Raw genomic sequence first — 14,774 nt, 5'->3', positions numbered from 1 at the left:
GAACTGGACTACCAGTTTCTTTGAAAAAGAACCAGTACTTTAAAAAAAGTATTGGATAATTATGTAACACTTCTATTCGCATTGGCATACTATGTATTTTGTTTAGGGGATTTATTAAGTTTCAATTAATAATGTAATATTTCTGTTTAATTTTTAAATTTCATAGTTAAAAAATAGAGAAATGAAATGTTTGCAAAATTTTAAATATTTTAATAAAGATGTAACTTGTCGAAATGTAAGGTAAATAAATGTGAAAACCTATTTATTTTAAAAGTTAATTTTAACTAAATTTAATAAAAAAAATAAATCAAAAAAATCTTTCAAAAACATGAAAAAAACTTAAAAAAACAGTGGTAAGGCTCTTAAAATATACAACAACTAAATGTATAATAAGAGAACAGATGGACAAGTTTTTTTATAGAATATTTTTAAGCATAAAAAATTATTACAAATATATTTATTAATATTAAAAAAATAAATATAGATACATAATAAAAAAACCATCATTAAATTTAATATACGTATAAAGATAACTTTATAAATTATTTACAAAATAAAATGTATTAATAATGTATTAATTAGGTTATATTTTAATATTTTGTGAATATATTTAACTTAGACATTAATTAGACATTAATTAGACATTCAAATAAAATAAAAAATTAAATGATATTATCTAGTGTTCAAATCTCAGTATGATTATGGAACATATGTAATACAATTACCTAGATTAAGAATTGTTTGCTTAAAAATGCATGGAGCAGAAAAAACGAAGTACATTAGGTTCGGAAACTTCATAATAATTTGAAGATTGTGAATTGTCATGTGCTTAATTTAATTTGTTAACCATTATGGACAAGCGTTTATTTAGGCGGCTTTTATTAAGATAGGATTTAATAAGGAACTTTATAAGCTTTCTTAAAAACTAGGATATGTGTATTAATCTATGTTCTATGTTCTATAAAATGCTGAGATGCATTTAAGAACATTAGACTAATATTAGTTTTACTAAATAGAAAAGGGGAGTAAAAAGAATGAAAAAGAGTTCAAGAGTAGTTTCAACTTTATTACTTGGTGCTACAGTTGCATCTGCAAGCACAGGAGTATTCGCAGTTGAATCAAAAGAAATAATCAAAGAAAAATTAGCTGGAGAAACTAGATTTGAAACAGCAGTAGAAGTTAGTAACAAATTTGGAAAGGCTGACACAGTAGTTTTAGTTAACTATACTGGAATAGCTGACGCATTAGCAGCTACACCACTTGCTAAAATGAAAAACGCTCCAATCTTATTAACAGAAGCAGGAAGCTTAACAAAAGCTACATCTGATCAAATAACTAAATTAGGAGCTAAAAAAGTTATAGTTATTGGTGGAGAAACTGCAGTTTCTAAAAACGTTGTTAAACAATTAGAAGAATTAAAATTAGACGTTGAAAGAGTTGCTGGAGAAGACAGATATGCAACATCTGAAGCAGTAGCTAACGAAATGGGAAAAGACGGAAAAGTTGAAAAAGTTGCTGTAGTTAACGGAATAAAAGGATTAGCTGACGCATTATCAGTAGCTGCACCAGCTGCTAAAGAAGGAATGGCTATAGTTTTATCTGATGGAACATCAGTAAGAGCTGGTCAAAAAGTTCTTGATGAAGCTAAAACAAAATATGTTATCGGTGGAGAAACAGTTGTTTCTAAAGAATTAACTGAAAAATTAGATGCAGAAAGATTAGCTGGAGCTAACAGAAATGCTACTAATGCAGAAGTTTTAAACAAATTCTACGATGCAAAAGAATTAGACAAAGTTTATGTTGCTAAAGATGGAGCAGCTAAAGAAAATCAATTAGTTGACGCATTAGCAGCAGGTCCACTAGCTGGAAAAGAAGGAAACCCACTAGTATTAGCAGGTTCTGAATTAGATAAAGCTCAAGAAGCTTACTTAAAAGACAGAATAGCTAAATCTTTAGTAGAAGTTGGAGAAGGAATCAACCAAAACACAGTTTCTGCTATAGTTAAAGCATTAACAGTTAAAGAAGAAACTCCAAGCGATAAAGCTGAAGTAACAGGCGTTAACGTATTAAATGCTAACCAAATAGAAGTTAAATTCAATCAAGCTATAGATAAAGATAGTGCTGAAGATATAACTAACTATGAAGTTAAAGAAGATGGAAAGAGCGATAATATATTAAATAAAGATAAATATCAAGCAACATCAGGTAAAGGAGATAAAGCAGTAAATGCAAAAGCTGAAGTTCAAGATGATGAAAAAACAGTAGTAATTACATTACCACAAGCTTATACAGAAAGTAATTTTTATAATCAAGAAACTATAAGAGTTAAAGCTGAAAATATAATGACAGCAGATAAAGGTAATGTATTTGAAAAATATGAAAACAAAAATGTTAAATTATTTGATAATACATTACCAGAATTAAAAGAAATTAAACAAGTTGGACCAGATGTAGTTGATTTAGTATTCTCCGAACCAGTAACAGCTAAAGACAGTTCAGCCATAGTTTCAGCTATTAGAATAGATAATGGTTCTTATAGTGTTAATGCAAAAACAAGAGTAGATAGTGAAAAAATAGATGCAAATGTAGTTAGAGTAACAACTTCAAAAGATTTAGAAGATGGAAGTCATACATTAACTATAAAAGAAAATAAAATAATGGATTATGCTGGATTAAAACTTGAAGCAGTAGAGAAAAAGTTTGAAGCTAAAGAAAATAAAGAAGATTTTACAGCTTCAGTTTATAAAACTTCAGGTAAAACAGTAACATTAGATTTTAATAAAGAAGTAGATGAAGAAACTGCAACATATGAAGATAATTCAAATGTTGAATATTATTTAGATTATGAAAATAGTGATTATATAGCAAAAAAAGCTGAGATGAAAGATGGAAAATTAGAACTTACATTTGATAAAGAGATTCCATCAGGAGATCACAAAATATTAGTAGTTTATAAAAGTGATAGCAAAAATAAAGACAAGGTTAAAGATTTATGGGAAAATGATCTTAAAAATACAAAAATAGACTTTACAGTTGCGAAAGATACAATAGCTCCAAAAGCTACAGTAACTTATAACAAAGGTGATAAAAAAATTGAAATAAAATATAGTAAAAAAGTAGATAAAGATGAAGCTAAACAAGCGAGCAACTATCAATTAAAAGATGAAAAAGGTAATTACAAAACTGTAGAAGTAAAACAAAAAGATGATAAAAATGAAATAGTATATCAAATAGAAGCTAAGAATCTATCAGGAAAATACACTTTAACTATTAAAGGTAATAAAATTCATGATACAAGTGTAGAAAGAAATGCTGTAGAAGAATGTTCATTTGAATTAGATACATTAGATTCTAAAGCTCCATCAGTAGCAGGTATAAGATATGGTGGGGACAAAGATACCAATAAAATTTATGTAGAATATAGCGAAGATATGAAAACTGAAGGTGAAGGTTCTATACTAGATAAATCTTTATATCATTTAGACTATAATCAAGATGTTAAAGGTGATGAAAAAGTTGATAAGACTTTAGATGAAATAGATGATGCTAAAATAGAATTAGTTGATAATAAGGCTGTTATAATAACAGTACCAGATAATATAACAAATGAGCCAACAGTTAAAGTTGGAAGAGTTTGTGATGCTAATGGTAATTTTGCTAAAATAGATGGAATAGAATATATCCTTGGTGCTACTAATAAAGCAGTATCTGATAAAAAGGTTGATTTATTAAATGGAGATCAACTTGATGAAGATGATATATTAAATAAAGAAAAGAAAGTTAATGCTAACATTTTAGATACTAATGAAATAGAAGTATATCTAAAAGGAAAGGTAACATCTGCAGTAGCTAGTAAAATAAAAGTTGATGGAAAGTCAGCTAAAAAAGCTACATTAGATGAAGTTACTTTAAAAGTTAATGAAGGACAATATGTAAAAGCTACAAAATTAAAATTAGAGTTTAATGATGATATGGACTTTGTAGGTAAAGAAATAAAATTTGACGATGAATCATTAACAACTAATTTAGAAACAAAATGTGAAGGTAATGATGCTATAGCATTAGTAGTTGATAAAGATAAATCAGATAAATCTGTTGCTGATTATGTAGATGATTCTGCTAATATATATACAAATGAAAATAATATAGCAACAAAAATTGTATTTGAATTAACTAAAGAAGTTAAATCTATAAGTAAATATACATTTGATGTGGATGGATACAATGTTGATAGTGCCAAAGTTGATGGAAAAATAGTAACATTAACACTTGATGGAAAGAGCACTTGTGTTGCAGATAAAGATGGAAAAGTAGATATTGATGTAACTCAAAAAGAAGTAATTTATGATTTACAAGATAATAAGGCAGAAGGAATAGAATTCACAATAGAATCAATAGTTACTAAAAAAGGATTAGAAGATAAAGTTGCAAAAGCTGAAGAAGCAGTAAAAGAAAAAGCTAGTGCTTTAACAAAAGCTGAAGAAACAGCAACAGAAAAAGCTAGTGCTTTAACAAAAGCTGAAGAAACAGCAACAGAAAAAGCTAGTGCTTTAACAAAAGCTGAAGAAACAGTAACAGAAAAAGATGATGCTTTAAAAGTTGCTGAAAAGAATTTAGCTGATAATACAGAAGATGCAAAAAAGATGAATTAACAGAAGCAGTTAAAGTAGCAAAAGCTGAAAAAGAAGCAGCAGAAAAAGCAGTTGAAACAGTAAAAGCTGAAAAAGAAGCAGCAGAAAAAGCAGTTGAAACAGTAAAAGCTGAAAAAGAAGCAGCAGAAAAAGCAGTTGAAACAGTAAAAGCTGAAAAAATATTAGCTGAAAAAGCATTAGAAGATGCTAAAAAAGAATTAGAAGGTTTCAATAAATAATTAATCAAAGTTAACACAATATCCTAGTTAGGTTTACTCCCTAAACGGATAGTAGAATTAAATATAATAAATAGAGAAAAAAGACCAAGCATTTTTGCTTGGCTTTTTTCCTTAAATATTTTCAAGTAATAATTTTGAAAAAATAGTTAACTTTTGAGAAATATATTGAAATATATTTACAAATTAGATAAAATATACTTATGAGGTAAACTTTTAATGGTGGCAAGTTAAAAATTTTTACGAAATTACTTTGCCAACTAACATTAATCTTAGATAGTTAATAGTTAAAAGTCTTTAAAAATTGACAATGGACAATCAATTAGCAATTGACAGTTGACAAATGACAATTGACAATGGTGGTTGAAACTGAATCAATCAGTTTCTTTGAAATGATAGTGTAATTTGCTTTGCAAATTGTAATGTGATAGAGAACTATGTTTTCATAACAAATTACATTAATTAGACTTTCAGTTTGGTAGAAAGTTATTTAGTTGAGAATTATGGTTGAGAATTATGGTTGAGAATGAACAATTTAGTTAGGAATGGACAGTTGACAAAGGACAATTTAATTAGTAATTGACAATGGACAATTAATTAGTAATTGACAATGGACAATTAATTAGGAATTGACAGTTGACAATGGACAATTGACAATTGTGGTTGAAACTGGACTCCAGTTTCTTTGAATTTGAAAAAAATAAGTTTTAGTTATGACTTTTATGAGGGAGGATGGTTTGATGAGAAGTTCGAGAGTGATTGCATCAGTACTTTTGGCTACTATGATATCAACATGTAGTAATTTTACTGTTTTGGCTGCTAATAACTCTGATGATGCTATTAGAGATAAGATAGTAAACATCTCAGGTCAAACAAGATATGAGACAGCAGTTGAAGTAAGTAAAGAGTGGGAAAAGGCAGATACAGTAGTTTTAGTTAATGGGTATAATATAGTTGATGCTCTTCCAGCATCACCTTATGCATATGAAAATGATGCACCTATATTGTATACAGAAAGCAATAAGTTAACACCTGCAACAAGAAACCAAATTAAAAAGCTTAAGGCAAGTAAAGTTATAATAATTGGTGGTACAGGGGTTATAAGTTCGTCTGTTGAAGGTGAGCTAAAATCTATGAGTCTTACTGTAGAACGTATCGGTGGTAACGATAGAATAGAGACAGCTGTGGCTATTGCAAAAAAAATGGGCAAAAAAGATGAAGTAGCTATTGTTAATGGTGTAAATGGTATGGCAGATGCCTTATCTATGGCTGCACCAGCAGCTGTTAATGGCATTCCAATACTTTTAACCAATGAGAGTGGTGATAGCCTAGGAGCAGGTAAAGAAATAGCAAATAGCAGCAAAATGCAATATATAATTGGTGGAGAAGGGGTTGTAAAATATTCTTTAGAAAATACCCTTCCAAATTCTGAAAGAATAGCAGGATCTGATAGAAATGAAACTAATGGAGAAGTGCTACAGCAGTTTTATGGAAATGGTGAATTTGATAATTTATATTTAACTAAAGATGGAACTAAAAAGGATTCAGATTTAGTTGATGCTTTAACAGTATCACCATTAGCAGCTAAAAATGAAGGCCCTGTTATGATTGTAGGGAAATCACTATCACCTAAACAAGAAAAATTCTTAAAAAATGTTACATCAGAACAAATCACTACAGTTGGTGATGGAATAAATAAATTTAATGTTCTTAGGGTTTTTAAAATATTAGAAGAAAATAGAATTATATCTAATGTAAAACCTATATTCCCAGATTTGGATGATGTAGAAGCTCCAACAATTGAAAGTGTTCAGTATGGTGGAGAAGATTTAAATAAAATATTTATAAACTATGATGAGATGATGAGAACTTCTGGTAAAGGTTCTATAACAGATAAAAGTCTTTATGAAATAAATGTAGATGGACAGGGATTTAAACCTGTAAGTAAAATATCAGGAGCTAAAATTTCTAGTAGTATAGGTAGTAGAAAAGTTACTATAACATTACCTCAATCAGTAAACAAAACTATTACAGGAAGTAATGAAAAAAGTAACTCAGGTAATTTACAATTAAAAGTTGGTAAGGTTAAAAATGCTAAAGGCAAAACACTAGATACTAGTGCTTTAGATAAATCAATATTAGTTGAAAGAGACGGAAAAATAACTATAAATTCAAGACAACCAGAAGTTATGGATTCTAGAACTATAGATATTTATATAAATGGTGAATTTATAGGTGTTAACAGAGTTGATTTATCTAAGATATATTTTGATTTAAATAATGAAAATATAACAAGTGGAATAATTGGCGATAGCAACAAACCAGAAATCTTAACAGCGTTTACTAGAGGGGTTAGTAGTGATGTATGTAAACTAACTATAATCTTTAAAAATAGAGTTTTTGATGATGAAGGTAAGAGTGCTGTACTAAAAGGTATAGAACTTAAAGAAGGTGCTATAAAAACCAAATTAGGTACACCATGTGATGGAATCAAAGTGGATATAGAAGAAGGTGTGGCACCAGAAAAACCAGATTTACCAATAGGTGATATAGAAACTGAACAAATTCCATTTAAAGATGGTGTTGATGCAGCAGAAAAAGCTAATTATCAAACAAAATTAAAAAATGGATTAAGTAGATTTGCTATAACATCTAAAATACCTAACTTTACTTCAGAACCAATAGATGTAGGGTTTGGAGAAGATGAAAAATATAAAGATTATACTATAAATGTGGATAATAAAATACCTGATTTTATAGTGGAAGTTAAGGCTTTCGAAAAAATAATAGACGATTTAAAAGATGAAGAATTACAGGGTCTTTTAAAATATATTAATGTACAAAATGATTTACCAGGTAATATAAAACCAAAAGTAGAAAAGATGTTAATGGGAATAAATAATCCTGTTATTGCTACTATTGACGATAAATCTAAAACAATAAACTTAACTATAATTTCTCCTGTTTGTCCTGTACAAGGAACAATTACTACTGAAATTTTAGTGCAAATGATAAAAGGAGTTGCAGGTTCTGGCAACCCAAATAAAAATGAAATAATGAATAAGCTGAATAGTATGTTAATGAAATCATTAAATGTTATTGGAACTAAGGATGTTCAAAAAGCATTAGGTGAAGGTATAAATGTATCTTATAATAATGGATTTAAACAACCTTCAAGTTTAGATGAAGCATTAAATAATGTTAATAGTAAGCAACTTAAAGAGATCATTGGAAAATTAGAGTTAACTAAAGAAGAGAAAAATGCTATTAAAAATGGTGAGAAAAAAGTTTCAGAAGTTATAAAAGGTAAAATAAATAAATTAGATTTAAAAGATATAATTACACTTATAAAAGCTGCGAATAATTGTCCACCGATATTATTCTGTTCAGGAGCAACAAATCCAATAGTAACAGAAGATATATCAACAAAAGCAGAAGGTGGCATTAGATTTACTTCGGGAACACTTTTCCAACAAACAATAACTGTAGTTGTTGAATTGGATGGTAAAAAAGAGGAAACTCAAGTAGTAGTACCAGGCAAATCAATATCAACAAGTGTAGCATCAGTTGTTAGAAAAACATTAAACAAAAGTGATGCAAATTGGACAAAAAAATATGAAGTAAAAGAAACAAAAAATAAAGATGTAATATTACAAGCAAAAAAATCTGGTAAAACAGGTGATAACCTTAAAGTAACAGTGAAATAAAATTAAATAATTAAGACTTGACTGCTTTAGGTAGAAAAAATTCTACCTAGAAGCAGTCTTTTTTTATGGGAAAAAAAAAACTGGAGTTTAGTTAGGAAATGGACAATTTATTTAGGAATTGACAATGGACAATTTACATTTGACAATGTTGGTTGAAACTGGAATGACAGTTTCTTTGAAATAAAGTAGCTTTGTTGCATAGAGGTTCGGGACTGGCTTTGAGCTATTAGTGGAAAATAAAAAATTAAGAGAGCATCATGTGTTAGCGAAGAAAATAAATTTATCGTGCCTGTCCCATTTGTAATGGAAGTAAAACTTTGAGTGATTGCTTACTTAGATTTTGTTAGCAAAACTAGATTTTAAAAATACGTTTAGCATTACTAGGAACAAAGTGAGTAGTAATAACAATAACAATTCACTCTTAACTAGAAATATGTAATATTTTTAAAGTGTGCAGCCGTAACAAATGGGACAGGCACGAAAGGTGTATACCCATAAAATAGAGATTAGCTCTTATAATTTAATTACTATAAATAAAAAAAGTTAGCCAGTCCCTGAGATAGTTAATAATTAATAGTTAAAAGTTCGGGATGAAACTGGAGTGCCAGTTTCTTTGGAATTGTTGGGGACTGGCTTTTCTTTGTTTATCACAAACAAAGAAAATTATCTAGTAGGGAATAGTAAATTATATGTAATTTTTATACAAACTTTGTAAATACATTTTAAATAATTTCCGTGGATTATTAAAATTCTAAGAACGATATTGACAGTATTTAGAAGAAATGATAATATTCTCAATGAAAACAATATTTGTTAAATTAAGATAATTAGGAAAAATGAATTAATTTATTTTAAAGTTGTAAAAATGTAAGAATATATCAGCAAACTAAATTATATAATATAAATATCTAAAATTTAAAAATATATTATTTAATGAATGTTTGGAAATTTATGGACTATTTTTGTGAAATTTAAAATATTTATGTAGGTTATAATCAAAATTTATAAAAAAAGTTAGAGTTAAATAAAATTTTTACGAATTTTAAGTAAATTGTTATATTTATAGCATGAAAGAAAATGAATTCGAAATTGCAAAAATATTTTGGGAATTATAATTATTTTGTATTTGTATTTTTAAATATTTATAGGATAAAATTTGAAAATAATATTTAAAATGTAAATAAATCAAGTTACTCGTTTTTTTACTATGAAAAACTTATAAAATTAGGAAATTAAGTTAAATGGTAAGTTGGAGTATTTTTATAAGTTTGAATAGGGGGATTTAAATAAAAGGGGGATTTTAGTTTATGGGAAAAAAATCGAGGGTGATTTCTACATTGTTGATAGGTGCTACACTTTCAACAATGGGACATAGTGTATTTGCAGTTGAGTCTAAGGAAACTATAGAAAGAAAAATGTTGGCTGGAGAAGATAGATATGAAACAGCAGTAAAAGTTAGTAAGCATGGTTGGACTAGTGCTAAAAATGTAGTTTTAGTTAATTCTACAGCTATTTCAGATGCTTTAGCAGCAACACCTTTTGCAAAGCTTAAGGATGCTCCAATTCTTTTAACAACTAGTAAGGCTCTAACAGATTCTACAAAAGATGAGCTTAAGAGACTACAAACAGAAAATGTTTATATAGTTGGCGGTGGCTCCGTTATTTCTAAAGATGTTGTTAAAGAGTTAAATGATATGGGAATAAAGACAGAAAGAATTTTTGGTAGTAATAGAGAAGAAACTGCAATAGCCATAGCAAAAAATATTGATAGCAAAGAAGTAGCTGTGGTAAATGGATATACTGGTCTTGCTGATGCATTGTCTATAGCACCAGTGGCAGCAGATAAGCAAATGCCAATTTTAATTTCTTCTAAAGATGACTTAGGTAAAACTGGAGAATATATAAAGGAAAAGAAAATAGAAAGTTCTTACGTTTTAGGTGAAAAAGGAGTTATTTCAGAAGAAGTTGAAAAATCTCTTCCAAAGGCTGAAAGAATCGGTGGGGAAAATAGAAGAGAAACTAATAGTAAGGTTTTAGAAAAGTTCTATAGTGAAAAAGGATTTTCAAACATATATGTTGCAAAAGATGGTAGTAAAGATGTAGGTCAGTTAGTTGATGCACTATCTATTTCAACTGTAGCTGGAAAAGAAAAAAGTCCATTAGTTTTAGTTGGAAAAGATATTAGTGGTGGCCAAAAAACTTATTTAGAAAGTAAAACTGTTAAAACTTTATATGAGGTAGGTAATGGTATAAATGCTAATACTGTTGAAAATATAATTAAAGCTTTAAGTATTAAAGAAGTTACACCAGAGCCAGATCCAGATCCAAATGAAGCAGCTAAAGTTCATTCAGTAAAGGCTATAAATGGTATTCAATTAGAAGTTAAATTTAATAAACCAGTAGACGAGGATAGTGCTACAGATTTATTTAATTATGAAATAAAAGATGAAGACAATAAAGATGTTTTAAATGATATTGATAAGAATAGTGAAAATAATACTTCTTTAATTGAATTAAAGGAAGATAAGAAAACAGCTATCATAACGTTAAGACAGGGTTATGGAATAAAATATAATCAAGTAGATTTAGATGTGGAAGTTAGTAATGTGTATACTGAGGATAAAAAAGAGAAGGTTGCTGATTTTAAAAGTGAGGTAAGAGTTTTATCTACTGGATTACCAGAACTTTTAGATATTAAGCAAGTGGGACCAAAGGAATATAATTTAATATTCTCAGAGCCAGTTACAGCTAAAAATAGTAACGAAATTAGAAATGCTTTAAGAGTTAATAAGGAATATCCATCAAGTATTGAAACAAGAATAGATAATCCTGGTTTAGATGCTAATGTGGTAAGAATGATAACTTCATCTGAATTAAAAGATGGAGAGCATGAGTTGACTATTAAAGATGGAATATATAATTATGGTGGATTTAAGTGTGAAGAAGGAAATAAAAACTTTACTGTGGTAAAAGATGAAAGCAATATTACTGCTACAGTAGATAAAGTTAAATCTGAGGAGCTTACACTTAAATTTAATAAAAGTTTAGATATAGATACTGTTAAAGATGATAATGTGGAATTTTATTTAGATTATGTAAATAAAGATTATAAACTAAAGGTTAAAAAAGTAGAAGATAATAAAGTAACTCTTAGTTATGGCGGATTCCCTTTAGGTGAGCATAAAATTGTTATTAAATATAAAAATAAGAAAGATGATAAAATAAAAGATTTATGGGGTAAAGAACTTGAAGAAACTTCTATAAGTTATAATCTTCAGGGGGAAACTTCTCCTACTGTAAAAGCTGAATACAATAGATTTAATAAAACTATAGATTTGAAATTTAGTAAGGCAGTTACAGGTGCTGATGATTATGAATCTTATATTTTGACAAATGCTGATGGTGATGAAGAAGATTTAGAGGAAGTTGAAATAAAATGTAAAGACGATGGTAAAAAAGAATACACTATAGATGCATCTGATTTTGAAGGAAAATATACTTTAGAAATAGTTAAAAATAAAATTAGAGATACTACTGTTGCTAGAGTACCAGTAGAGGAAACATCCCTAGAAATAGAAGTTGCAGATACCACTGAAGCAGAGGTAAAGATGGTAACTTACGGTGGCGAACATGGTGACCAAATATTTGTAAGGTTTAGTGAAGCTATGAGAACTGAAGGTACAGGTTCAGTGCTAGATAAGAAAAATTATCTTGTAACTTATAATGGAGGAGAACCTAAACAATTAGATGAAATAGATGATGCTGAAATTGATATAAAAGGGGATAATGATTTAGTTCAAATAACATTACCAGATAAAATAGAAAAAGAAAAAGGTGATGTAAGTATTCACATTGGTTCAGTAGCAGATGCTAATGGTAAGTTTACTGGATTAGGTGGCATAAGTATTGATACAGTTTGTGATGATAGGATAATTAATATGCCTGAAATACATTTTATTGAAGGCTTAGACATAGCACAAGAAGGAAAAATATCAGTACTAGATAAAAATACAATAGAATTCTATTTAGACAAGGAAATATCTAATATAACTTTACAAAGTATAGAATTTAAACTAGGTGACGAAGTATTAAATCCAAGTTCATACAAAATAAAAGAAAAGAAATCAAAAAGAAAATTATATAATAGAATAACTTTAAAATTTGATGATGATATATTTAATACTGATGGAACAGTAAATTATGAAAATGATGAAGAAAAAGTTATAAAAGAAGGTGTATTGTCATTTAGAAAAGATGTATTTACAACAGTAAACGAATCATCATCATTAGAAGATATAGAATTTAAATTAGGTGATAATTCAGTTGATAAATTAGTAGATAAATCTGCGCCAATTGTTGAAGAGGCAAATATAATAGAAAATGGAAATAAAATAGAAATAAAATTCTCAGAGAAAGTAAGAATGGATTATGTATCATTAGCTACTTTTGATTTAGGCGATTATGAAATAATGTCTATAGAAAGTGATAGTGAAAATGATTTAAGTGACACTGTAATATTTACATTAAAAGAACGAGTTGAAGATGATTGTGAAGAGTTTGATATAAAGCAAATGCATCCTATAAGAGATAGATTTAATAATGCAAATACAAACTCAGATACAATAACAGCTGAAAGAAAAAAATAAAACAATTTGAACTAAATTAACTCCCTAATTTGGTTTAGTAAAACTAATCTATTATAAATACACATAAAATTTATAAATAAAAAATTAGCAAACCCCTAAATAGTTAAAAGTTAAAATTATAAGAATTGAGAGTTAAAAAAATTGACATTTGACAATGGAGAATTGACGATAATGGATGAAACTGGACCTTAGTCCAGTTTCTTTCAATTTAAGGGAGCAAAATTTGAGTTTGGGAGATAAAACTAACCAAAGCTAAATTCAATGCTCACAGCCGTAACAAATGGGACAGGCACGAATGGTTTATCCATATAAAAATAAAAATCAGCTCTTTGGATTTGGTTACCATGAATAAAAAAAAGTTAGCCAGTCCCCATGTAGCTACTAGGTAGCGTAGTTGTTCGGGACTGGCTTTGTGTTATTAGTTGAAATATATAAAGCTAGGAGAGCATCAAGTGTTAGCGAAGAAAATAAATTTATCGTGCCTGTCCCATTTGTAATGGAGCTGATACTAAAAAATATTGCTTTCTAAAAATTTAAACTTTATTATAATCATCTATTCAATTTTAAATCTACGTTTATTAGGTGGAGCTAGTATATTTTGTTTATAAATATATGTAGCGGTTTTTAAATCTTTACTAAAATATTGTAATACTCTGCTACAATCTATAAGATTCATATAATCTTTTCTCTCTTTTATATAAATTCCTAAACTTGAAAATGGATATTCTTCAGGTTTATTTTTGAATGAATTTATAGAAGCTGGATTTAAATGTATATAATTTGTTACTTGAATTAAGTATGTATCACTATTTATTATACTGCTATAAAATCTATTATTAAAAATTGAACCGGAAAAATTATAGCTATTTCTAAAATAGAAGGAGTATTTTTCTTTGATTTTTTTCATTATATTACTTAAATTTTCTTTACCAACATCAATAGTAAAATGAGCATGGTTATCCATAATACAGTAAGAATATATTTTAAAGTGAAATATCTTCTGATAAAATCTAATTATTCTTAAATAGTTTATTTTATCAATACTATTTTTAAAAAGTGTTAGATTACTAGGACTTTTAACAACAATATGGTATATACCAAAATCAGATAACTGTCTATTACCTCTTGGCATATATAAACACCTCTTTCTATTAATATACTATTATAAGTATTGACAGCTTTAAGGAGTATATGCTCTAAACATTCAAAATGAAAATCTAAGAAGAATCGAGTAACAAGGTGTAGCACCGTAACAAATGGGACAGGCGCGAAAGGTGTATACCCATAAAATAGAGAGTAGCTCTTTAAGTTTAGTTACAACAAGTAAGCAAAGTTAGCCAGTCCCCATGTAGCTACTATGTAGCGTAGTTGTTCGGGACTGGCTTTGATGTTTTAGATAGAAGTATAAAATTATGAGAGCATCAAGTGTTAGCCAAGAAAATAAATTTATCGTGCCTGTCCCATTTATAATGGAGGTAGAACTTAGGGATATTGCTTGTTTAGTTGAGGTAGGGAGTTTGAAAAATTGACAATGGACAAAGGGCAATTAATTAG

The 14,774-nt window shown here is 28.2% G+C and carries 4 protein-coding genes; 3 read left to right on the top strand and 1 reads right to left on the bottom strand.

Translation table 11 applies throughout. The annotated features are described in order from the left end of the window. Positions 1-1,034 precede the first annotated feature (1,034 nt). The 3 genes from CSGHG_RS21820 to CSGHG_RS21810 all read left to right on the top strand — a co-directional run bounded on the left by CSGHG_RS21820 (position 1,035) and on the right by CSGHG_RS21810 (position 13,220). Positions 1,035-4,652, top strand: a complete 3,618-nt coding sequence (locus CSGHG_RS21820; RefSeq protein ID WP_010293672.1) for a cell wall-binding repeat-containing protein — start codon at positions 1,035-1,037, stop codon at positions 4,650-4,652. Between the two features lie 955 nt (positions 4,653-5,607). Beyond that, complete coding sequence (locus CSGHG_RS21815) at positions 5,608-8,574, top strand: cell wall-binding repeat-containing protein (RefSeq protein WP_010293671.1); 2,967 nt, start codon at positions 5,608-5,610, stop codon at positions 8,572-8,574. 1,307 nt (positions 8,575-9,881) lie between these two features. Continuing rightward, positions 9,882-13,220 (top strand): cell wall-binding repeat-containing protein, encoded by a 3,339-nt coding sequence (locus CSGHG_RS21810; RefSeq protein ID WP_010293670.1) that lies wholly within the window; start codon positions 9,882-9,884, stop codon positions 13,218-13,220. Between the two features lie 553 nt (positions 13,221-13,773). Here the strand turns inward: CSGHG_RS21810 and CSGHG_RS20120 are convergent. Next, positions 13,774-14,352 carry a transposase gene (locus CSGHG_RS20120; protein WP_010293669.1) on the bottom strand — a complete coding sequence of 193 codons (579 nt, stop codon included), beginning with the start codon at positions 14,350-14,352 and terminating at the stop codon, positions 13,774-13,776. Between the last annotated feature and the right edge of the window lie 422 nt (positions 14,353-14,774).

The sequence above is a fragment of the Clostridium senegalense JC122 genome, assembly GCF_000285575.1.
GTDB lineage: Bacteria > Bacillota > Clostridia > Clostridiales > Clostridiaceae > Clostridium_J > Clostridium_J senegalense.
The sequence above is the reverse complement of the archived record's forward strand: the minus strand, read 5'-3'. Positions and strand labels throughout refer to the sequence as shown.